Source organism: Orrella dioscoreae (genome assembly GCF_900089455.2).
Taxonomy (GTDB): Bacteria; Pseudomonadota; Gammaproteobacteria; order Burkholderiales; family Burkholderiaceae_B; genus Orrella; species Orrella dioscoreae.
Genome location: NZ_LT907988.1, coordinates 411,962 through 433,173, shown reverse-complemented (window position 1 = coordinate 433,173; position 21,212 = coordinate 411,962). Strand labels below are relative to the sequence as shown.

20 protein-coding genes are annotated in these 21,212 nt (G+C 68.6%); 9 read left to right on the top strand and 11 right to left on the bottom strand.

The window, feature by feature from the left end; genetic code table 11:
• The first annotated feature begins 56 nt into the window (after positions 1-56).
• The 4 genes from ODI_RS02060 (at position 57) to ODI_RS02045 (ending at position 4,878) form a co-directional block, all read left to right on the top strand.
• Positions 57-557, top strand: coding sequence for a copper chaperone PCu(A)C (locus ODI_RS02060; protein WP_067756190.1), 501 nt, complete (start codon positions 57-59; stop codon positions 555-557).
• A 47-nt stretch (positions 558-604) separates the two neighbouring features.
• Positions 605-1,750, top strand: a complete 1,146-nt coding sequence (locus ODI_RS02055) for a methyltransferase (RefSeq protein ID WP_231968172.1) — start codon at positions 605-607, stop codon at positions 1,748-1,750.
• A gap of 182 nt (positions 1,751-1,932) precedes the next feature.
• Positions 1,933-3,966 (top strand): phosphatase PAP2 family protein, encoded by a 2,034-nt coding sequence (locus tag ODI_RS02050; RefSeq protein ID WP_067756189.1) that lies wholly within the window; start codon positions 1,933-1,935, stop codon positions 3,964-3,966.
• A gap of 186 nt (positions 3,967-4,152) precedes the next feature.
• Positions 4,153-4,878, top strand: coding sequence for a YggS family pyridoxal phosphate-dependent enzyme (locus tag ODI_RS02045; RefSeq protein WP_067756186.1), 726 nt, complete (start codon positions 4,153-4,155; stop codon positions 4,876-4,878).
• Positions 4,879-4,920: 42 nt separating this feature from the next.
• On the opposite strand, the gene ODI_RS02040 is transcribed toward ODI_RS02045, so the two are convergent.
• The 6 genes from ODI_RS02040 to ODI_RS02015 form a co-directional block, all read right to left on the bottom strand.
• A complete protein-coding gene (locus ODI_RS02040) occupies positions 4,921-6,195 on the bottom strand; it encodes a TRAP transporter large permease (RefSeq protein WP_067756183.1) in 1,275 nt (424 codons plus the stop codon).
• Positions 6,196-6,231: 36 nt separating this feature from the next.
• Positions 6,232-6,726 (bottom strand): TRAP transporter small permease, encoded by a 495-nt coding sequence (locus ODI_RS02035; protein ID WP_067756177.1) that lies wholly within the window; start codon positions 6,724-6,726, stop codon positions 6,232-6,234.
• Positions 6,727-6,817: 91 nt separating this feature from the next.
• Positions 6,818-7,801, bottom strand: coding sequence for a TRAP transporter substrate-binding protein (locus ODI_RS02030; RefSeq protein WP_067756174.1), 984 nt, complete (start codon positions 7,799-7,801; stop codon positions 6,818-6,820).
• A gap of 62 nt (positions 7,802-7,863) precedes the next feature.
• Positions 7,864-8,619, bottom strand: a complete 756-nt coding sequence (locus tag ODI_RS02025; RefSeq protein ID WP_067756170.1) for an SDR family oxidoreductase — start codon at positions 8,617-8,619, stop codon at positions 7,864-7,866.
• A gap of 85 nt (positions 8,620-8,704) precedes the next feature.
• A complete protein-coding gene (locus tag ODI_RS02020) occupies positions 8,705-10,141 on the bottom strand; it encodes an aldehyde dehydrogenase family protein (protein ID WP_067756168.1) in 1,437 nt (478 codons plus the stop codon).
• 49 nt (positions 10,142-10,190) lie between these two features.
• Entirely contained in the window at positions 10,191-11,261 is a 1,071-nt protein-coding gene (locus ODI_RS02015; RefSeq protein WP_074046823.1) for a tartrate dehydrogenase, read from the bottom strand.
• A 160-nt stretch (positions 11,262-11,421) separates the two neighbouring features.
• Between ODI_RS02015 and ODI_RS02010 the strand changes: the two genes are divergently transcribed.
• Genes ODI_RS02010 through ODI_RS01995 form a run of 4 tightly spaced genes read left to right on the top strand, consistent with a single transcriptional unit; the run spans position 11,422 to position 15,307 of the window.
• Positions 11,422-12,225: a FadR/GntR family transcriptional regulator gene (locus ODI_RS02010; RefSeq protein ID WP_067756165.1), complete on the top strand. Its 804-nt coding sequence runs from the start codon at positions 11,422-11,424 to the stop codon at positions 12,223-12,225.
• Positions 12,222-13,196, top strand: a complete 975-nt coding sequence (denD, locus tag ODI_RS02005; protein ID WP_067756163.1) for a D-erythronate dehydrogenase — start codon at positions 12,222-12,224, stop codon at positions 13,194-13,196. The genes ODI_RS02010 and denD overlap by 4 nt, the downstream gene beginning before the upstream one ends.
• A gap of 29 nt (positions 13,197-13,225) precedes the next feature.
• On the top strand, positions 13,226-14,506 hold the full coding sequence (gene otnK, locus ODI_RS02000) for a 3-oxo-tetronate kinase (protein ID WP_067756161.1): 1,281 nt from the start codon (positions 13,226-13,228) through the stop codon (positions 14,504-14,506).
• An 18-nt stretch (positions 14,507-14,524) separates the two neighbouring features.
• Positions 14,525-15,307: a hydroxypyruvate isomerase family protein gene (locus ODI_RS01995; RefSeq protein WP_067756157.1), complete on the top strand. Its 783-nt coding sequence runs from the start codon at positions 14,525-14,527 to the stop codon at positions 15,305-15,307.
• On the opposite strand, the gene otnC is transcribed toward ODI_RS01995, so the two are convergent.
• From otnC to nanR, 5 genes are all read right to left on the bottom strand, one after another.
• On the bottom strand, positions 15,297-16,025 hold the full coding sequence (otnC, locus tag ODI_RS01990) for a 3-oxo-tetronate 4-phosphate decarboxylase (RefSeq protein ID WP_067756155.1): 729 nt from the start codon (positions 16,023-16,025) through the stop codon (positions 15,297-15,299). The genes ODI_RS01995 and otnC overlap by 11 nt on opposite strands.
• Before the next feature lie 84 nt (positions 16,026-16,109).
• Positions 16,110-16,982, bottom strand: coding sequence for a phosphogluconate dehydrogenase C-terminal domain-containing protein (locus ODI_RS01985; RefSeq protein WP_331716309.1), 873 nt, complete (start codon positions 16,980-16,982; stop codon positions 16,110-16,112).
• The gene (locus tag ODI_RS01980; protein WP_231968171.1) at positions 16,979-18,394 is read right to left on the bottom strand and encodes a four-carbon acid sugar kinase family protein; all 1,416 of its coding nucleotides are present in this window, start codon (positions 18,392-18,394) and stop codon (positions 16,979-16,981) included. The genes ODI_RS01985 and ODI_RS01980 overlap by 4 nt, the downstream gene beginning before the upstream one ends.
• 8 nt (positions 18,395-18,402) lie before the next feature.
• The gene (locus ODI_RS01975) at positions 18,403-19,701 is read right to left on the bottom strand and encodes a ribulose-bisphosphate carboxylase large subunit family protein (RefSeq protein ID WP_067756147.1); all 1,299 of its coding nucleotides are present in this window, start codon (positions 19,699-19,701) and stop codon (positions 18,403-18,405) included.
• An 84-nt stretch (positions 19,702-19,785) separates the two neighbouring features.
• The gene (gene nanR, locus ODI_RS01970; protein WP_067756143.1) at positions 19,786-20,529 is read right to left on the bottom strand and encodes a transcriptional regulator NanR; all 744 of its coding nucleotides are present in this window, start codon (positions 20,527-20,529) and stop codon (positions 19,786-19,788) included.
• Between the two features lie 181 nt (positions 20,530-20,710).
• On the opposite strand from nanR, the gene ODI_RS01965 reads away from it, so the two are divergent.
• Positions 20,711-21,208: an acyl-CoA thioesterase gene (locus ODI_RS01965; protein ID WP_067756140.1), complete on the top strand. Its 498-nt coding sequence runs from the start codon at positions 20,711-20,713 to the stop codon at positions 21,206-21,208.
• Positions 21,209-21,212: the final 4 nt, after the last annotated feature.

Below are 21,212 nucleotides of genomic sequence, written 5' to 3'. Positions count from 1 at the left end.
ACACTTGCTGCGATCCGCCGACCGGCACCGCCGTCGGCCCGACGAGGAGACCCTCCATGATCTTGCGCAGCATTGCAGCCGGCCTGCTCGGCCTTGCCTTGTCCACGTCCGCCCTGGCCGCCGACATCGCCATCGACGCCCCCTGGGTGCGGGCCTCGGCGCCCGGCCAGAAGAACGGCGCCGGCTACCTGGCCGTGACCAACACCGGACAGGCGCCCGACCGGCTGCTGGGTATTTCCTCCGCTGCCGCCGGACGCGTGGAGCTGCATACCGTCGTGAACGAGAAAGGCGTGGCCAGCATGCGGCCGGTCGAGGCCGTGGACCTGGCACCCGGCGCCACCGTCACGATGAGCCCGGGCGGCTATCACATCATGTTCCTGAAGCTGGCCGAGCCCTTCAAGCAAGGCGCGACGGTGGCCGCCACGCTGCGCTTCGAGTGCGCGGGCGAAGTGCCGGTGAACTTCGAGGTGAAGCCGGCCACCTATACTGGCACCCCCGCTGGCAACGACGCCGGCAAGGATGCCGGCCATGCGGGCCACGGCGCGCACAAACACTGAGTTTCCTGACGCGCGGTGCATTGGCGCCGTGCCCTGCCTTGCCTACCGTGCCTGACACTTCCCCTCCCCTGCTGCACTGGACCGAGAACCAACTGCCGGCCAGCGCTCGCTGGCGCGCCGAGAATGGCGCCGCGCCGCCGCGCCGCGTCGTGCTGGCCGACGACACGATGACGGCCGACGCCGCCTATCGGCTGGCCAGCGAAGGCACCGGTCTCCTGTGGCGCGGCGACTTCCACAATGCGCGGCAACTGCTGCAAGCCCTGGCGCGGCGCATCGACAAACGACGCGCCAAGCAGGCCTTGCCCGCCAGCGACCCGCGAGAGGCCTTCAACCAGCACCGCCAGGCGCAGGCGCAGCGCGCCCGCACGCTGGGCATGCTGCTCATCGAGCTGGACGCAGGCTACGGCTGCGCGCTGCGGCGCGCGCCCGACCTGCGCGACGCCTGTCTGGCTGCCTATGGCCCCGCGGACGGCCCCAGCGTCGCCTCGCTGCGCGAACTGCAAGGCCTGGTGGGCGCGCAGCAATGGCGCCTGAAAGGCGTCGAGCTGCCCGCGCTGGGCGGCGCGCGCATCCATCCGCACTATGGCGTGTTCTCGCCCGTGCGCGGCGAATACCTGCGGCTCGTGGCACAGGCGCCGCTGCCCGCTGGCGCCGAGACACTGGCCGTCGACGTGGGCACGGGCACCGGCGTGCTGGCCGCGCTGCTGGCCCGGCGCGGCGTGGCCCGCGTCATCGCCACCGACCTGAATCCCCGCGCGCTGGCCTGCGCACGCGACAACCTGGCGGCCCTGGGGCTGGCCCAACGCGTCACCGTGCGGGAGGCGGATCTGTTCCCGCCCGAGCGGGCACCGCTCGTGGTGTGCAACCCGCCGTGGCTGCCTGCCCGGCCGTCCTCGCAACTGGAAATGGCCGTCTACGATCAGGACAGCCGCATGCTGCGCGGCTTCCTGGACGGCCTGGCCGCGCATCTGGCGCCTGGCGGCGAAGGCTGGCTGATCCTGTCAGACCTGGCCGAGCACCTGGGGCTGCGCAGCCGGGAAGCGCTGCTGGACTGGATCGCGGCGGCAGGGCTGACCGTGGCCGGCCGGCTGGACGCCAGGCCCGAACACCCGCGCGCCGCCGACGCGAGCGACCCGCTGCATGCGGCGCGGGCGGCGGAAGTAACGTCGCTGTGGCGGCTGCGGGCGGCCTAGAACGGCCAGGCCTGCCGCGAACCCCATGCACGCCTTGGCAAGGCGGCATCGATAGGCATGGGGAATGAAGGGACTGGAGAAATGGCGTATTTCTCAAAAAATATCGATCTATTTCATTCCCCTGAAATACTTAAAATCTAAATTATCCAACCTTTCAATTCGTGGTACTTAGGTTGGATTAGATGGAATTCCAAAGAAATAAACTCGCTTACGCCGTTTTCCTGGCCTGCGCGATCAGTCTGGCCGGTTGCGGCGGCGGCGATTCGGGCAGCCCGGCAGTCCCCGACGAGCCCGTCACCCCGACCCATCCCGACACCCCGACCGAGCCGGCTGATCCTGATTTCGTCGACAGCGCGCCTGTCAACGACGCCGTCACGGCGTATGTCGATGCCTCCTACAGCAATACGCAGAACAATGTTTGCCATGTCACGGTGGACTCGAATGCCGGGATTCGCCTGGCTGACGGTTTCCTGGACATCTGGACGCCGGCCACCCTCCTTGCCGATGCCGGCCGTGGGGCCCGCGCAGCCGGAACCGATCCGGTCACGGGCGAAGCATGTCCCGCCGTGCCTGCCGGTACGTGGGACGGCAATGCGAACTCGGGCGGGACGGTCGTCAACCAAGCGGTACATGACGCAAACATCAGGTTCTCCGTGCAGGCGACGAACAACCGCAGCCTGGAGCAGGAAGAAACGGCATCGATCGACCAACCCGTGCACGGCGCCTACCTGATGACCGAAGGCATGGGGCACATGGCCCAGGCCTGGCGGGATGCTTCCGGCATCACAGGGTCTTACGCATTCAATCCCGACCGAAGCGTCACGGCCACGGGCACGATGAGCGGCTCGGTGAACAGCCAGCTCGGCAAGGTCGTCGTCCTGATCGATGACGGCCTCGACCAGCCCGACAATGACGAAGCAAAGCGCTTCTACAAGTATGCGCGCCCCTACCTCTGGGACAACAACGTCAAGATGGCCCCGGGCGTCAACTACACCGGTCCCAGCGTCGGTTCCTCCGACTTCGTCAGCGGCCACACCGTGGGCGCCTGGCGCCGGGCGGCCAGCATGGCCTACGCCATGCCGGAACGCTTCCAGGAGTTCTATGCCCGCGCGATGATCCATGGGCAATCCCGCGTCTGGGGTGGCGCGCACTCTCCGCTGGCCTCGATCGGCGGACGCATGTCGGGACTCGCCATCGCGGCCGCCAACCTCTACAGCTCGGAGAATCCCGACCTGAAACAGGAACTGCGCAACCCCGACATCACCGCCCAAGCCAAGCGCGAAGCACGCGAACAGGCCCTGACGGTCATGCAGGCCCGTGCCGGCACCACCACGTGGCGTGAGTTCTACGATTATCTGCATGCCGGTCAGAACACGGATCCGGCTGGCCAGGACTACGATCGCTTCGCGGACCACGGCAAGAACAAGGCTGCGTTCCTGGAAGGCATGAACTATGGCATGACGGACCAGATCATCCACCCCACGGATCTTGCCGCAGTCGTACCCAAGGGCGCCGAGGTCCTGATAGAAACCCGTTACCCCTACCTGACTTCCGAGCAACGCCGCGTCGTGCTCAAGACGACGGCCTTCCCCTCGGGCTACCCCGTCATGACGGATGAGGAAGGCTGGGGCCGCCTGAACATGTTCGCCGCAGGCGACGGCTATGGACAGTTCAACGGCCTGGTCACCATCGACATGGATTCGTCGCTCGGCACTTTCGCCACCTACGACATCTGGCGTAACGACATTTCCGGTGAAGGCAAGCTGGTCTTCAACGGGGATGGCACGCTGAAGCTCGGCGGGCGCAACGCCTACAGCGGCGGCACGCTGATCAATGGCGGTGCGCTGGAAGCCGCCTCGGCCTCCGCGTTGGGCAGCGGCAGCGTGCAGGTGAACGGCGGCACCCTGATCGTCAGTGCCGGTGCACCGCTGGAGGTCGGCAACAACTACACGCAAAGCGCCGGCGCCCACCTTGAAGTCGTGATCGGTGCGGACGACCAGGTCGGCGTGCAAGTGAAGAACACCGCAAAAATCGAAGGCGGCACCCTGCACGTGAAGTTCGCCCCTGGCTATCAACCCATCGCCGGCACGACGCTCAGGATCATCAGCGCGGGCAGGATGGAAGGCGACTTCTCCAAGGTGACGGTGGACAACTGGAACGTCCTGTCGGTTTTCACCCCCACCGGCATTTCGGTGGATCTGGCGGAGCCGAAATAAGGTTGGCGCAGGCATCGCGCGGCAATCCCACCGCCTTTGATCCGTGAGGCAGGTCAACGCCGCGCACCCGACATCAACGCATGGCATTCCCGGGTACCGCATACCCTTGCGGTGCCCGGGAATTTTTCTTTCCCGAAGAATCCGCTATCCTCGGCCCCATCGCATGCCGAACCGAGTGTTTCTTCCATGGCCGATGACGCGCCGACCCTCCCCCCCGACACCTTCGCCACCCGCCTCGCCACCCTGCGTGCCCGCATCGACGCCGCCTGCGTGCGCCACGGCCGCAACCCGGCCGACGTCGCCCTGCTCCCCGTCAGCAAGACCTTCGGCCCGGACCTCATCCGCGAAGCCACCCGCCTGGGCCTGAAGCGCTTCGGCGAAAACAAGGTGCAGGAGATCCGCGACAAGGCCGAACCGCTGGCCGATTGCGGCATCGATTGGGTGGTGATCGGCCACCTGCAGACCAACAAGGCACGCGACGTGGCGCGCCTGGCCGCCGAGGTGCAATCGCTGGACCGGCTGGAACTGGCGCAAGCGCTGGACCGCCGCCTGCAGCAGGAAGGCCGCGCGCTGGATGTGCTGTTGCAGGTGAAGACGTCCGACGAGGAAACCAAGTCGGGCCTGGCGCCCGCCGACGCGCCCGCGCTGCTGCGCGAACTGGCCAGACTGGACACCCTGCGCGTGCGCGGGCTGATGACGTTGGCCGTCAACTCGGATGACGAGGCTGCCGTGCGCACATGCTTTGCCAGCCTGCGCACGTTGCGCGACCAGCTGCGGCAGGATGCCCCCGCCGGCATCACGCTGGACCGCCTGTCCATGGGCATGAGCGGCGACTTCGAACTGGCCATCGCCGAAGGCTCGACCGAGGTGCGCATCGGCTCGGCGCTGTTCGGCGCGCGCAGCTACGCCTGACATCGCATCGCCGCGCCGCCCCACGCGGCGCGGCGGCCCTTTTTACCGATAGACCAAATCCCGCAACGTCAGGCTGATCGCCGGGATCGTCGTGATGAAGACCAGGCACACCAGGATCACCGCCACGAAGGGCAACAGGCTGCCGATGATCCGGTCCAGCGATATTCGCGCCACCGCGCAGGCCGCGAACAGGTTCACCCCGAATGGCGGCGTGATCATGCCCAGCGCCAGGTTCACCACCATGATGAGCCCGAAGTGCACGGGGTCGATGCCGAAGAACATCGCCACCGGCGCCAGGATCGGCGCCAGCACGATGATGGCCGCCGAGGTCTCGATGAACATGCCGATCAGGAACAACGCCACGTTCACGCCCAGCAGGAACCATATCGGCGAGGTCAGCGTTTCCTTCAGGTAGTTGCCGATGTCGTTCGGCACGCCCGCGCGGGTGATCAGGAAGGCAAAGAGCCCGGCGTTGGCAATGATGAACATGATCACCGCCGACGAGACCGCCGACTTCTTCAGGACGGGAAACAGGTCCTTCAGGCCGATCTCGCGGTAGACGCAGGTGCCCACGAAGAGCGCATAGACCACCGCCACGGCGGAGGCCTCGGTGGGCGTGAAGATGCCCCCGTAGATGCCGCCCAGGATGATGACGGGCATCATCAAGGCCCAGAACGCAAGGCGTGACGAGCGCCAGAGCGACAGGCGGCCTTCGCCGTCGTTCTTGCCCCAGCCACGGATCTTGCAGGTCACCCACACGAAGCCCATCAATGCCAGGCAGACGAAGATGGCCGGGCCGATGCCTGCGATGAACAGCTCGCCAATCGACACTTCCGCCGACACGCCGTAAAGGATCATGGGAATGGACGGCGGCATGATCACGCCCAGCTCGGCGCTGGTCGCCTGCAGCGAGGCCGCGTACGGCGTGGGATAGCCATGCTTGATCAGCGCGGGAATCAGGATGGCGCCCACCGCGAAAGTGGTGGCCACCGACGAGCCCGACACCGCCGCGAAGATCATGCAGGTCAATACACAGGTCATCGGCAGGCCGCCCTGCACGCCGCCCACGATGGACTTGGCGAACTCCACGAGACGACGCGAGATGCCGCCCGTCTCCATGAGATTGCCCGCCAGGATGAAGAAGGGAATGGCCGCCAGGGGAAACTTGTTGATCGCGCCGAAGATTTCCTTCACGGACAACAGCATGTTGGCGTCCACGACGTGGATGCCGAGGATCGCCGACAGCCCGATGGACACCGCCACCGGAATCGTCAGCGCGAAACACAGCACCATGCTGATCAGCATCGCTGTAGACATGTCCTGCCTCCTCCAGGCCGTGGCCTTGCCGCGGCGCTATTGCGCGTTTTCGAGCTCGCGATTGATGGGGTCCAGCCACTGGCCGACGATGCCGAACAGCGACACGACGCCGCCCACGGGCACGGCCAGGTAGGCCCAGAACATGGAGATGCTTTCCAGCCCGGCGATGGTCTGCACGCTGCCTCGACGGGCGTAGTCCCAGCCCACCACGATGAACACCAGCGACAGCGCGATGCCAGCCAGCGCCACCACGGCATCCAGGCCGCGCCCCACCCCGCGCGGCGTCCAGCGGCGCAGCACGTCCACGCTGATCATGGCGCCCACGCGATAGGCCTTCGGGATGCCCAGGAAGACCATCCAGATGAGCGAGAAGCGGATGAGCACTTCGGTCCACTCGGTGGTCTGCTCCAGCACGAAGCGGGCGATCACCTGGTAGAAGCCCAGGCCCGCGGCCAGGGCCAGCATCAGGCAGGCCAGCACCAACGCCGTCTGCGTGACGACGTTTTCCACTGCCAGGAATTGCCGTTTCATGGTCGACACCTTGCAAGGAGGCGGCCCCGGCCGGCACCCGCCGTCCGGAGCATGAGGCCGGCCGCGCCCAGTCCAGGCACGGCCGGAGGACTTACTGGACGTTGCGGATCTCGTCCAGCTTGTCCTGGCCGAACTGCTTGGCGAACTGCTTGTAGACGTCCGCCAGCGCAGCCTGGTAGGCCGTCTTGTCCACGTCAGTGACGATCTGCATGCCGTTCTTCTGCAAGGCGGCGACGGCCTCCCTTTCGTCCTTGTCCACGCGCGCGCGGTTGGCGGCGATGCCGGCCTTGGCCGCCTCCTGGAAGGCATTCTGGTCTTCCGCCGACAGGCCCTTCCACGCGTCCATGCTCATCAGCACCACGCAGGGCGAAAACACGTGGCCGGTCAGGCTCATGTATTTCTGCACCTGGTCGAGCTTGTTGGACTGGATGATGGACAGCGGGTTTTCCTGCCCGTCCACCGTGCCCTGCTGCAAGGCCGTGAAGACCTCGGTGAAGGACATGGGCGTGGGAATGATGCCGAAGGCCTTGTAGGCCTGGATGTGCACCGGATTCTCCATGGTGCGCATCTTCAGGCCCTTCAGGTCGGCCGGCGCATTCACCGCGCGACGGCTGTTGGTCATGTGACGGAAGCCGTTGTCACACCAGCCCAGCGCCTTCATGCCCTTGGGCTCGAACTGCGACAGCATCTTCTGGCCGATGGGGCCGTCCAGCACCTTGCGCGCGTGGTCGTAATCGCGGAACAGGAAGGGCACGTCCAGGATGCGCGCCTCGGGCACGAAGTTGGGCACCGGTCCGGTGGACGACAGCGTGAGCTCCTGCGTGCCCAGCTGCACGGCCTCGATGGCCTCGCGTTCGCCGCCCAGGGCGCCCGCGTGGAAGCCCTGGATCTGGTAGCGGCCGTTGGTCAGGCGCTTCACCTCATCGGCGAATTTATGCACCAGGTCGCCGTAGTGGGAGTTCTCCGCCACGGTGGTGCTCATGCGCATCTGCTTGGGCTTGTCCTGGGCCGAGACCTGGGCGGCAAACAGCGCCGACAAAGCCACCAGCCAGAGTCCTGCGGGTTTCTTATGCATGATTCGTCTCCGTTGTTGTCATGGCGCCTGAGCCGCGCGCGCGAGGTGCTGCTGGGGTGTTGCTAGGCGGTGCGTCCTCCATCCACCGGCAGTTCCACGCCGGTGAGCAGGCTGGCAGCGTCCGATGCCAGGTAGACCGCCGCGCCCGCGATGTCCTCGGGCGTGGACAGCCTGCCCAGCGGGATGTTGGCGGTGATCTTGGCGCGGTTCTCGGGCGTGTCGCTCATGCCCATGAAATGCTCGATGAGGCCGGTGGCGCCCATGACGGGCAGGATGGCGTTGACGCGGATGGCCTCCGGTCCCAGTTCGATGGCCATCGAGCGGGTCAGCGTGTTCACCGCGCCCTTGGTGCCGTTGTACCAGGTGAGGCCGGGGCGCGGCTTCACGCCCGCGGTCGAGCTGACGTTGATGATGCAGCCGCCCTTGCCGCGCTTGCGCAGGTGCGGGATCAGCGACTTGGCGGTCAGATAGATGGACTTCACGTTCACCGCATAGACCAGGTCGAAGGTGGCCTCGTCCACGTCCAGCATGGGTTGGCTGCGGTGGGTGGTGCCCGCGTTGTTCACCAGGATGTCGGGCACGCCGAAGGTATCGAGGGTGTGCTGGATCATTTTCTCGACGTCGGCGCCCTTGCTCACGTCGCAGCCGACGAAGTTGGTGTCGGCGCCCAGTTCGCGCGCCAGCTTCTCCACGGTCTCGGGCTTGATGTCGGCCAGCACCACCTTGGCGCCTTCGCGCACATAGGCCCGTGCGATGCCTTCGCCGAAACCGCCGCCCGCGCCGGTCACGATCGCGATTTTTCCCTTCAGTGCTGCCATGCCTCTTCTCCTGTCTGGTGATGTCTCAATGGACTATCTTCGTGCTGCGCACTCAGGTGTGCCCGCTTGGGGCGGCCCGGCGCGCTCACGCGTAGTGGTGAACGATGGTCTTGGTGATGCTCATTTCTTCCAATGCCAGCAGGCCCTTCTCGCGCCCGTGGCCGCTCTTGCCGAATCCACCGAAGGGCAGTTCCACCCCGCCGCCGGCGCCATAGCAATTGATGTAGACCTGGCCGCTGTCGATGCCGTGCGCCACGCGCTGCTGGCGGCCGCCGTTCTCGGTCCAGACGCCTGCCACCAGGCCATAGTCGGTGCCATTGGCCAGCGCGATGGCGTCGGCCTCGTCCTCGAAGGGCAGCGCGGCCAGCACCGGACCGAACACTTCTTCCCTGGCCAGCATGTGGTCCCGCGGTACGTCCGCGAAGAAGGTCGGCGCGACATAGAAGCCGCCCTCGGGCAGGCCCTTGTCCAGCTCGCCCTGCGCGGCGATGCGCGCGCCCGCGCCCTGCGCGTTCTCGATGAAGCGGCGCACACGGCCCAGCTGGCACGCATTGATGAGCGGGCCGCAATCCAGGTCGTCGGCCTGCACGCCGGTGCGCAGCGCGCGGAAGCGCCCGGCCACGCGGGCCACCACGTCGGCATAGATGTCCCGCTGCACCAGCAGCCGCGACCCCGCCGAGCAGGTCTGGCCGGCGTTCTGGATGATGCCGTTGACGATGGCGGGAATCGCGCGGTCCAGGTCCGCGTCGGCGAACACGACCTGCGGCGACTTGCCGCCCAGCTCCAGCACGCACTTCACATGGTTGCGCGCGGTTTCCTGCTGCACCAGCGTGCCCACCTGGGGCGAGCCCGTGAACGACACGAAGTTCACGCGCGGGTGCGAGATGAGCGCCGCGCCGGCGGTCTGGCCGTAGCCCGGCACCACGTTGAAGACGCCATCGGGCAGGCCGGCCTGCGTGGCCAGTTCCGCCACGCGCAGGATCGTCAGGCTGGCGTCCTCGGCCGGCTTGATGACCGAGACATTGCCCATGGCCAGCGCCGCGCCCACCGAGCGGCCCAGGATTTGCGCCGGATAGTTCCACGGGATGATGTGGCCGACCACGCCGAAGGGCTGGCGCACCAGGTTCACGCCATAGCCGCGCTGGTAGGGGATGACGTCGCCATGGATCTTGTCGGCGGCGCCGCCATAGAACTCGAAATAGCGCGCCAGCAGCTTGATGTCGTTGCGCGCGGTCGTCATGACCTTGCCGCAGTCGCGCGACTCCAGCCCCGACAGTTCGTCGGCATGGTCGGTGATGAGCTCGGCCAGCCGCGACAGGATCCTGCCCCGCTCGGTCGCGGTCGCAGCCCCCCAGGGGCCGGCCAGCGCGGCGCGCGCGGCCTGCACGGCCAGGTCGATATCGCCCGCCTGCCCGTCGGCGATCACGCCGATCTCCTCGCCCGTGCCGGGGTCGATCACCGGGATCGTCTTGCCCGACTGGGGATGCTGCCACTTGCCGCCGATGTACACCATGCCTTCCATGTCCGCTCCGTTGCGATGCGTGGGTGGCGGCCCGTGGCCGCCGGGGGATTCAGGCGCCCGAGGCGATGACCGCCGCCACCGCGCGGCCGACCTCGACCGTGCTGGCCTTGCCGCCCAGGTCACGCGTGCGCGGTCCGTCGGCCAGCACGGTCTCGATGGCGGACAACACCGTCTTCGCCGCCTCGGCGTGCCCCAGGAAGTCCAGCATGAGCGAGGCGCTCCAGATCTGGCCGATGGGGTTGGCGATGCCCTTGCCCGCGATGTCCGGCGCCGAGCCGTGCACCGGCTCGAACAGGGACGGAAAGGCTCGCTCGGGATTCAGGTTGGCCGACGGCGCGATGCCGATGGTGCCCGTGCACGCGGGCCCCAGGTCCGACAGGATGTCGCCGAACAGGTTGGACGCCACCACCACGTCGAACCAGTCGGGGTGCTGCACGAAGTGCGCCGTCAGGATGTCGATGTGGTACTTGTCCCAGCGCACGTCCGGATACTGCGTGGCGATATCGGCCACGCGCTCGTCCCACCAGGGCATGGAGATGGAGATGCCGTTGGACTTGGTGGCCGCCGTCAGGTGCTTGCCGCGTTTCTGCGCCAGCTCGAAGGCGTACTTCAGGACGCGGTGCGCACCGTGCCGGGTGAAGACGCTTTCCTGGATGACCACCTCGCGGTCGGTGCCTTCGAAGAGCCTGCCGCCGCTGTTGGAATACTCCCCTTCGGTGTTCTCGCGCACGATCAGGAAATCGATGTCGCCAGGCTTGCGGTCCGCCAGCGGCGAACGCACGCCGGGCATCAGCTTCACGGGACGCAGGTTGATGTACTGGTCGAAGCGGCGGCGGAACATGAGCAGCGAGCCCCACAGCGCAATATGGTCCGGCACGATTTCGGGCCAGCCCATCGCGCCGAAGAAAATGGCCTCGTGCCTGCCGATCTGGTCTTCCCAGTCGGGCGGCACCATCGCGCCTTCGCGGGCGTAGCGCTGCGAATTCCAGTCGAATTCGTCGAACTGGAAACCGATGCCGAAACGCGTGGCCACGGCATCCAGCGCGCGCAGTCCTTCCGGCATGACTTCCGTGCCGATGCCGTCGCCGGCGATCACGGCGATCCTGTGCTTCGTACCCACTTCGTCTCCTCGCGTCCGGCGTGTGCACCGTGACTTGTTATACAAATTCGTCATACAATTTGCGCATGGTGCCAGACGCGCCCGGCCGCACGTAACCGGAATAACCCTAGGGTCCCGCCGTGCCGGCAGGCGCGCGCCGCACCGCTACCAAGGAAAACGCATGAGCCTGGACACCGCGCGCCCTGCTCCGTCCGACCAAGGCACCCTGGCCGACCAGGTCACCGCCGCATTGCGGCAAGCCATCCACGATGGCCAGTACCCCGTGCACTCCAACCTGCCCACCGAGGCCGTGCTGACGCAACGCCACGGAGTGAGCCGCACCGTCGTGCGAGAAGCCATCTCGCGGCTGCGCGTCGACGGCCTGGTCGGCACGCGCCAGGGCAGCGGCACGGTCGTGCTGGGGGCCAATCCCAACGTGCCCTTCCGCATCGACCTGGACATGCGCGGTTCGGCGGACCACGCCATCTATGTGCTGGAGCTGCGCCGCAGCGTCGAGGCCGAGATGGCCGCGCTGGCCGCGCAACGCCGCAGCCGCGCCGAGGCCGCCGCCATCTGGCGCGCGCTGGAAGCCATCGCCCAGGCCACCCGCCAGGGCCGCGACGGCGTGAAGGAAGACATCGCCTTCCACATGGCCATCGCACAGGCCAGCGGCAACCCGCTTTTCCCCTCCATGCTGCGCTTCCTGGGCCACCTGCTGACGGACACCATGCACCTGACGCGGGGCCACGAGGCGCAATACCCGCGCAAGGCGCAGAAGGTCATCGCCGAGCACACCGCGCTTGCGCAGTCCATCCAGGATGGCGACGCCGTCGCGGCACGGCGCGCGGCCAGCACCCATATGCGCAACACCGACACGCGTATCCGCGCGGCCATGCAGGAACACGCCAGCGCAGCGGCGGGCGACGCGCCCCGTTCCCCTGCGCGCCCCACCCCAAGCAGAAGGAAACAGGAGACCCACCCATGAAAGTGCTCGTGACCGGCAGCAGCGGTTTTCTTGGACAGCGTTTCATCGAGGCCTTGCTGGCGCGCCGGGACATCCCGGATGGGCGTGGCGGCGCCGGGCCCGTCACCGAGATCCTGGCGCTGGACCAGGGTCCAGGCGCCCTGCAGGACACGCGGGTGCGCGACATCCAGGCCGACATCGCCGATGCCGCGCAATTGCGTGACCTGATGACGCCCGACCTCGTTGGCATCGCCCACCTGGCCGGCGTGGTCAGCGGCACGGCCGAAGCCGACTTCGACCTGGGCATGCGCGTGAACCTGGACGGCACCCGCACGCTGCTGGAGGCGGCGCGCGGCCTGGGCCGTCCCATTCCCTTCCTGTTCTCCAGCTCGCTGGCCGTGTACGGCGGCGACCTGCCGGAGGTGGTCGACGACGACACCCGCCCCGACCCGCAGTCCTCCTACGGCATCCAGAAACTCATCGGCGAACTGCTGGTGGCCGACTACACGCGCAAGGGCTACATCGACGGCCGCAGCGTGCGCATTCCCACCGTGTCGGTGCGCCCCGGCCTGCCCAATGGCGCGGCATCCAGCTTCGCCAGCGGCATCATCCGCGAGCCCATGGCGGGCGAGCGCGCCATCTGTCCCGTGGACCCCGGCACGCCCTTGTGGCTGGCGGCCACCGACCGCGCGGTGGAAGCGCTGGTGCACGCGTTCCTGCTGCCGGGCGGCAAACTGGGCAAGGCACGCAGCATCAACCTGCCCGGCCTGACGGTCACGGCGGGCGAAATGGTGGACACGCTGCGCGAGCTGGCGGGCGATGCCGTGGCCGACCGCATCGACTGGCAGCCCGACACGCGCATCAAGGCCATCGTCGACACCTGGCCCGCGCGCATCGACACCAGCCGCGCCCAGGCGCTGGGCTTTGCCCCGCCCGGCACCGGCGCCGAACTGGTGGCCGACTATGTGCGCACGCAGGCCCCCGCGGCCTGACCCCGCCCGACACCGAAGGAGACACCGCCATGCTGCTGGGCTGCATCGCCGATGATTTCACCGGGGCCAGCGATCTGGCCAACACGCTGGCGCGTGCCGGCATGGCCACGACGCAGTTCGTGGGCGTGCCGCCCGACGCCTCGCCCGACACCTGCGAGGCTGGCGTGGTCGCGTTGAAGACGCGCTCCATTCCTGCCGACGAAGCCGTGGCCCAGTCGCTGGCCGCCTTGCGCTGGCTGCGTGCCCAGGGCTGCCGCCAGTTCCTGTTCAAGTATTGCTCCACCTTCGATTCCACCCCGGCAGGCAACATCGGCCCGGTGGCCCTGGCGCTGCTGGACGCGCTGAACGCGCCCGGCGCCTTCGTCTGCCCGGTCTTTCCCGCCACGGGCCGCACGCTCTACATGGGCCACCTGTTCGTGGGCGACAGGCTGCTGTCGGAATCCGGCATGCAACGGCATCCGCTCACGCCCATGACCGACCCGGACATCCGCCGCTGGCTGGGCCGCCAGATCGAGGGTGAAGCCGGCCTGGTGCGCCACGACGCCGTTCGGCGCGGCAGTGCCGCGATCGGCGAGGCGTGGCGCGACGAGGTGGCGGCCGGCCGCAGGCTCGTGGTGGTCGACGCCATCACCGACGACGACCTGCGCGCCATCGGACATGCCGCGCGCGGCCACGCGCTGATCACCGGCGGCTCGGGCATTGCGCTGGGACTGCCCGAGAACTTCCGCGCGCAAGGCCTGCTGTCCGGCGAACGGCTCGCCTTCGAGCCATTGCTGGGGCCCGCCGCAGTGCTGTCCGGCTCCTGCTCGAGCATGTCGCTGCGGCAGGTGGACGACTATCGCCAGGACCATCCCTCGCTGGCGGTCTCGCCCGATGCGCTGCTTTCCGGCACACTGACCGTGGAAACGGCGCTGGCCTTCGCGCGCAAGCACCTGGCCGACGCCCCGCTGATCTATTCCAGCGCCGACCCCGACAGCGTCGCCCGCGCCCAGGCCGCCCATGGCCGCGACCGCGCGGCACAGGCCGTGGAAGCCTTCTTCGGCGAACTCGCGGCGCAGCTGATCCAGGCCGGCGTCACGCGCCTGGCCGTCGGCGGCGGCGAAACCTCGGGTGCGGTGGTGGGCGCGCTGTCGCTGCGCCAGCTCGCCATCGGCCCCGAGATCGACCCGGGCGTGCCCGTGCTGTCCGCCTGCCCCGCCCTGGCCGGGCCGCAAGGCATCCGGCTGGCCTTGAAAAGCGGCAACTTCGGCACGCCGGATTTCTATCGCAAGGCCCTGCGGCAGATGTCGCACGCCGCCCCCCACCCCTGATTCTGCTGGAGCCCTGCCATGCCCCGCTTCTCCGCCAACCTCGGTTTCCTCTGGCCCGACCTGCCGCTGCCGGCACGCATCGAGGCCGCGGCCCGGGCAGGCTTCAAGGCCATCGAATTGCATTGGCCTTATGACACACCGGCGGACGAAGTGCGCGCCCGCTGCGAGCAGCTTGGCCTGACCCTGCTGGGCGTGAACACGGTGGTGGGAGACGGCGGACGCGGCGAGTTCGGGCTGGGCGCGCTGCCCGGGCGCGAAGCCGATTTCCAGGCCGCCGTCGACCAGGCCATCGCCTGGAGCGTGGCAGCAGGCGGCCAGTCCATCCACGCCATGGCGGGCATCGTGCCCCCGGGCTCGCGCCCGCTCGCCACCGACACATTCGTGCGCAACCTGGGGCTGGCGGCCGACAAGGCCGCCGAGCACGGCCTGACGCTGCTGCTGGAACCCATCAACCCGCGCGACAAGCCCGGCTATTTCTACTCCCGCGTGGCCGAGGCCGACACGATCATCGACTACGTCGGCAAGGACAACGTGCGCCTGATGTTCGACGCCTATCACGTGGGCGTGACCGAGGGCGACGTGCTGACCAGGCTGGCGCGGCACCTGCCGCGCATCGGGCACGTGCAGATCGCCGCCGTGCCCAGCCGGGCCGAGCCGGATGAAGGCGAGCTGCGCTACGAGATCCTCTTCGAACAGCTGGACGCGCTGGGCTACGCGGGCTGGGTGGGCTGCGAATACAAGCCGCGCGGCGACACCGACGCGGGGCTGGCATGGTTCGGCAAGATGGGCCTCAGTCCTTGACCGCTGGGCCATGCCCCGCGCAACCCGCATGCCCTGCCTCGCAACTGCCGTGCGCAGGCAACTGGCCTACCGCGTCATCCAGCTTGAAGACCGACACCAGGTCACGCACCTGCGCGGCATCCAGCCCACGCGGGTTCATGCCGCGCAGCAACAGGAAGAGCTTGGCGGTTTCCTCCAGCTCCTCGGTGGCGAAGACCGCCGCCTCCAGGTCCGCGCCAGCCACCACCGGGCCATGGTTGGACAGCAGCACCGACGCGTACTTGCCCGCCAGACCCCGGATGGCTTCCGCCACGGCGGGATCGCCGGGACGGTAGTACGGCAGCAATGCCGTGCGGCCCACGCGCATCAGGTAATAGGGCGTGAGCGGCGGCAGCACGTCGCGCGGGTCGATGCCCGGCAACATGGAAATCGCCACCGAATGCGTGGAATGCAGGTGCACCACGGCGCGCGCGCCATCGCGCGTGTCGTACAAGGCCGTGTGCAGCGGAATCTCCTTGGTCGGCGCATCACCCGACAGCAGGCGCCCCTGCGCGTCCAGGCGCGACAGCCGCGCCGGGTCCAGGAAACCCAGCGAGGCATTGGTGGGGGTGACGAGCCAGCCGCCATCTTCCAGGCGATAGCTGATGTTGCCCGATGAGCCGGGCGTCAGGCCCCGCTCGAAGAGCGAGCGGCCATAACGGCAGATGGCTTCCCGCAGGAGGGTCTCGTTGGCGGCCATGCGTGTTGTCTCCGTGGACGTTGCCGGGCCCGTCATTGTGCGCCTGGCATGACGGCTCGCACAATGCGGCACCCGGCAGGCGGATCAAGGCGTGGTGATCTGCCGGATGCTCTCGGCCACCGCCTTGGGCTCGAAGACCTTCTTCCAGTCCGGCGCGAACAGCTCGCGCTTGGCGATCTCCACCGCCTTGATGGCCGCGTCCGACATGCGCGCGTGAGGCCCCATCAGCCCGAACTGCATCGCGGTCAGCACCGTCATGTGCCCCAGGATGAAATCGTGCGCGGCCTGCTCCGGCACGCCGCGCCGCACGGCCTCCTGCGTCGCCTCGCGCATGATGGCGATGCAGGTCGCGCCGATGGTCTCGGACAGCACCGGCTCCAGGATCGCCATGTGCTCCACCGTGACGCGGTGCGCGCGCATCACCGGCGCGTACATGCGCCGCGCCACGTCCTCGGCCAGCGCATAGTGCGCGTCGGGCCCGCGCATCAGCGAGCACACGATGTGCTGCTTGGCGGCCACGCCGCCGAAGTAGTCCTGCTTGGCCTCGGGCGTCACCTCGTCATTGAAGAGCGGCGGGTGGCACGGATGCGCCACGAAGATCGTCAGGTCTTCGCGTTCCGGCAATTCGCCCGCGAACGGCGCCGCGGCATCCAGCGCGATCAGGATGGCGCCCGGCTTGTAAAGACTCTCCTGCTGCGCGGTGATGCGGCCGATCAGGTTGTCGGGAATGGCCAGGATCACCACGTCGGCCTGCCGCAATGCCGCCTCGGCCTCGACGCACGTGATGTCCAGCTCGCGCAGCCGCTGGCGGCCCGCCTCGCTGACTTCGATATGGCTTACCTGGTACGGCGCGCCCTTCAGGTTGGCGGATACGCGATAGCCCATCTTGCCGCCCGCGCCCACGATGGCGATGTGTTGCATGCTTGTCTCCTCGTCCTTGTGTGTGTTGTGCTTCACCCCGCCACGCGCGGCATGCCCGCCCGCACGTCGCCGAAGAATCCTTCTCCGCCCATCTGCCCCCCCTTCAGCGCCACCTGCAGGCCTGGCGCGCCGTCCCTCGGTTCGCAGGCCTCGCACAGCGGCACGCCCGGCGCGAAGGCCGCATGCAGGCGCAGGGCCGAGATGCCCATGGCCTGCATCACCTGTCCCGAGGTGTCGCCGCCGGCCACCGCCACCCGCTGCAGGCCCGCCCCCTGCGCGGCGGCGCGCAGGGCGATGCCCAACGCCTGGCCCACGCGGGCCAGGGCATCGGCCTCGTCCAGGCCGCGCGCGCGCAGCACGGAGCGGAACTGCGTGATCGCCGGATCATCCGGTCCCTGCGCCGTATAGGCCAGCACGCTGCGCCCGCCTGACAAGGCGGCCAGCATGCGCGCGCCCAGCGCGGCACCGCTGGCGGCCACGTCGTCCAGCAGGGTCTCCGGCGCCACGCGCAGGCAGGCGAAGCCATCCTGCCCCGCCTGCGTGATCTGCGCGGCGGTGACCGGCGAGCAACTGCCCGACACCGCCGCGATGGCCTGCACCCGCGACGCCCGGCCGGGCGGTGGCGCGCCGGGCCGGGCCAGTCCGCCGGTCTCGCGCCAGGCGGCGATCAAGCCGTACTCCACGCCCGACGAGCCCACGCAGAACAGGGGATGCCCGGGCTGCGCGCAGGCCGCCTGCCACAGCAGGCGGCCTGCCGAGGCCAGCGTCGCCTCGTCCAGCACGTCCATCAGCAGGATCTCGTGGTCCGCCATCGCTCGGGCATGGCGCGCCCTGGCGTCCGGCCGCGTCGCCTCGGTGAAATCGAAGAGGCCGCCACGCAAGGTCGTCTGCGCGGCCAGGTGCCGCAGCAGGTCGGCTTCCGCCATCGGGGTGACGGGATGCGCGGCCATGGTGGGATGGCGGTCGATGCGCCAGACGCGCTCGCCGCCAGACGCGTACAGATGACCGAAAGCGGTGTAGCGGCGCAAGGCAGGCGCGCCCACGATGACCGGCGTCGCGCGCGGCACGGGCGAGGGAAACGCCGCCCGGCCCAGTTCGATGGCCCGGCCGATGCTGCCCAAGGCGGGCGAGGAGTCGAAGGTGGAACAGACCTTGTAGTGCACGAGCGGCGCGCCTGAGGCGGCCAGTGCCGCGTACGCCGCTGGCAGATGCGCGTCCATCCAGGCCGGCCCCTGGCTGCGGCTCACGCCGGCCAGGCCGATCGCCGCATAGCGCCCCCGCGCCGCCGCCAGCGCCCGTGCGTCCGGCGTACGCAGGAACAGCAGGGTCGGCGCGCCCTGCACGGCCAGGGCCTGCATGGCATCGGTGGAGCCCGTGAAGTCATCGCCCAGGAATGCCAGGGCGGGCGCCTCGGCATCGGAAGGCATCGAGAAGGACGACTGGGACACGTCGCCCCTCACTTGCCGAAGAAATCAAGCGCCTGGCGCAGCGCCGCGTTGCCGACGGCAGCCTCCTGCACGGCTTGTCCGCGCGCTGCCGCCTGCCAGGCCGCGCGCACGCTCTCCACCCCCGCGGCAATGCCGCCCGGATGCGCCACGATGCCGCCGCCGCAGGTGTAGATGAGATCGTCGCTGCCCAGGGCACGATAGGTGTCCGCGGCCTGCCCCGCCCACTGCCCCGAAGAAAACACGGGCATGGCCGCGTAGCCCGGCAGCCCCTCCGAGAACAGCGGCTCGGCCAGCGCCCTGGCCGATGCGATCACCGATTCATCGGGCTCCGAGAACTTGTTGCGCAAGCCGTTCACATGCATGTGGTCAGCGCCCGCCAGCCGCCACAACACCTGCCAGGCGGCATAGTCGAAACCCAGGGCCGGATGGCGGCTGAGGTAACCCCAGCCATTGCGATGCGCGTGGATGGGCAGCGCGCAATGGCGCCGCAGGTAGGCCAGCCCAGCCAGCCCGATGCTGTTCACGCTGACCATCACGCACGTGCCTTCATGCGCCAGCACCGTATCGTGGTGGCGCCGCATGGCGTCCAGGTCGTCGGTGATGTTGAAGGCCACCATCGGCTTCTTGCCCGTGCGCGCGGCATGGTCGTTGACCACGCGCATCACGGCATGCACCCGCGCCTCGAACGGACAGTGCGGCCCGTCGGCCTGCAACTCGTCGTCCTTGATGAAGTCGATGCCGCCTTCGCACAGCGTCGCCACCATCGCCGCCGTCTGCTCGGGCGACAGCCCCACGCTGGGCTTGATGATCGTGCCCACCAGCGGACCCGCGCGCACGCCCGCCAGCCGCCGCGTGCCCGTCACGCCAAACTGCGGCCCCGGATAGCGCGCCGCATAGCCGTCAGGCAGATTCAGCGTCAGCAGGCGCAGCCCCGTCACGTCGCGCAGCTCGAACAGATTGCCCGCCACCGTCGCCATCAGGTTGGGCAGGGAACAGCCGAAGTTCTCCTCGCTCCAGGACAGCTCGATGAGCGCCCGCCGCACCGGCACATCGCCCGCGCGGCGGGCCGTGGGCAGGCTGGCGTGCGGGGCGCCCTCCACTTCCTGCACCGACTCCACGACGGCATCGCAACGCGCGGCCCGCGCCTCGACCTCCGGCGCCAGCCGCACGAAGGTGCCGGTGGACTGCTCGCCGGCGATGGTCTCGGCCACCTTGCGCGGGTCTGCCGGGGTTTCCAGCCAATAGCGGGCACGCAGCCGCGTATTGGGGGCCTTGCCGCTGGAGAGGATGCTGCCGGATTTCGTCATGTCATCAGACCAGTTGGTTGATGCCGCGCCCGTGCTGGCTCGCAACAGGATGAAAGGATCGCTTTTGCCGCCGGACCGCCCCTGTCAGGCTCGCTTGCGGACGGCGCGTCCCGCCGGCACGCACGCCTGGGTCGACTGCTGATACAAGCGGTTGGCCCGCGTCAGGTGATCGGTCATGGCGCGCGCGGCGCCGTCGGGGTCGCCCGCCGCCACGCTGTCGTAGATGGCCTGGTGCTCGGCCAGGGTCTGCTGCTCGGCGCCCGGCGTCTGCACCAGCGCCACGTGATAGCGCGCCAGCCACTCGTACATGGCCACGCTGACGGCCGTGAAGATCGGATTGCCGGAGATGTCGGCCAACTGCTGGTGAAAGGCCTTGTCCGCCTGCAGGAAGCGCTGGCCGTCATCCGCCGCCGCGGCCTGCAGACGGAGGTTGTCGCGCAGCGCCGCCAACTGGGGCTCGGTGGCGCGCTCGGCCGCGCGGCGCACCATGCCGACCTCGAAGAACTGGCGCGCATCCTTCAGGTAGGCCAGGTTGGCTTCCGAGCCTGCCAGCATGTGGTCCCCCAGCGCGGCCATGTGCTGGATGACCGAAGCCGGCGAAGGCCGCGTCACCCGCGTGCGCTCGCCATGCAGGATCTCGACGATGCCCATCTTCTCCAGCGCGAAGAGCGCCTCGCGCACGGCCGGGCGTCCCACGCCGTACGCCTCCATCAGCGTGCGCTCGGAGGGCAGGCGCGCGTCGTGCGCGAACTCGCCCGCCTGGATGCGGGCCAGCAGGCGATCGGCCACTTCCTGGTAGAGCTTGCGGCGGTTGATGACGTCGGGCATCGGCGGCACTCCACAACTGGTCTGATGAGACTATGAGTTCTGCCAGCGCGCCTCGCCATCCTCGATTTCCCGGATGCGGGGCCCGCGCAACAGCAGGAACCGCCCCTTGCTCCCCGCACTGCGCAGGCACGCCAGTCCGTACAATCGCGCCATCCCGCCACCCTCTTTGCGGCCGCCGCCCATGAAGAACGATTCCAACCACCAGCTTTCGATGACCATCCTGATGACGCCCGACATGGCGAACTTCGCCGGGAACGTCCACGGGGGCACCATCCTGAAGTACCTCGACCAGGTGGCCTACGCCTGTGCCAGCCGCTATGCCGGCCGCTACGTCGTGACCCTGTCGGTCGACCAGGTGATCTTCCGCCAGCCCATCCACGTGGGCGAGCTGGTGACGTTCTACGCCTCGGTGAACTACACCGGCCGCACCTCGCTGGAGGTCGGCATCAAGGTCGTGGCCGAGGACATCCGCCAGAAGCTGGTGCGCCACGCCAACAGCTGTTATTTCACGATGGTGGCGGTGGACGACGACCGCAACCCGGTGCCCGTGCCGCCGCTGCAGCCTTCGGACGACGAAGAGCGCGAACGCTTCCAGGCCGCCGAGCTGCGCCGCGAGCTGCGCCAGGAAATGGAACGCCGCCAGAAGGCGATCAAGCTGAAGGTCGCGGCGGAAAGCTGAGGCA

Bases quoted from the DNA above. Each gene is read 5' to 3' on its own strand.
- denD (WP_067756163.1), top strand. From the start codon at position 12,222: ATGAAAGTGCTCGTGACCGGCAGCAGCGGTTTTCTTGGACAGCGTTTC.
- otnC (WP_067756155.1), bottom strand. From the start codon at position 16,025: ATGGCCGCCAACGAGACCCTCCTGCGGGAAGCCATCTGCCGTTATGGC.
- ODI_RS01965 (WP_067756140.1), top strand. From the start codon at position 20,711: ATGAAGAACGATTCCAACCACCAGCTTTCGATGACCATCCTGATGACG.
- otnK (WP_067756161.1), top strand. From the start codon at position 13,226: ATGCTGCTGGGCTGCATCGCCGATGATTTCACCGGGGCCAGCGATCTG.
- ODI_RS02020 (WP_067756168.1), bottom strand. From the start codon at position 10,141: ATGGAAGGCATGGTGTACATCGGCGGCAAGTGGCAGCATCCCCAGTCG.
- ODI_RS02060 (WP_067756190.1), top strand. From the start codon at position 57: ATGATCTTGCGCAGCATTGCAGCCGGCCTGCTCGGCCTTGCCTTGTCC.
- ODI_RS02040 (WP_067756183.1), bottom strand. From the start codon at position 6,195: ATGTCTACAGCGATGCTGATCAGCATGGTGCTGTGTTTCGCGCTGACG.
- nanR (WP_067756143.1), bottom strand. From the start codon at position 20,529: ATGCCCGACGTCATCAACCGCCGCAAGCTCTACCAGGAAGTGGCCGAT.
- ODI_RS02025 (WP_067756170.1), bottom strand. From the start codon at position 8,619: ATGGCAGCACTGAAGGGAAAAATCGCGATCGTGACCGGCGCGGGCGGC.
- ODI_RS02030 (WP_067756174.1), bottom strand. From the start codon at position 7,801: ATGCATAAGAAACCCGCAGGACTCTGGCTGGTGGCTTTGTCGGCGCTG.
- ODI_RS02050 (WP_067756189.1), top strand. From the start codon at position 1,933: ATGGAATTCCAAAGAAATAAACTCGCTTACGCCGTTTTCCTGGCCTGC.
- ODI_RS01995 (WP_067756157.1), top strand. From the start codon at position 14,525: ATGCCCCGCTTCTCCGCCAACCTCGGTTTCCTCTGGCCCGACCTGCCG.
- ODI_RS01975 (WP_067756147.1), bottom strand. From the start codon at position 19,701: ATGACGAAATCCGGCAGCATCCTCTCCAGCGGCAAGGCCCCCAATACG.
- ODI_RS02035 (WP_067756177.1), bottom strand. From the start codon at position 6,726: ATGAAACGGCAATTCCTGGCAGTGGAAAACGTCGTCACGCAGACGGCG.
- ODI_RS02010 (WP_067756165.1), top strand. From the start codon at position 11,422: ATGAGCCTGGACACCGCGCGCCCTGCTCCGTCCGACCAAGGCACCCTG.
- ODI_RS02045 (WP_067756186.1), top strand. From the start codon at position 4,153: ATGGCCGATGACGCGCCGACCCTCCCCCCCGACACCTTCGCCACCCGC.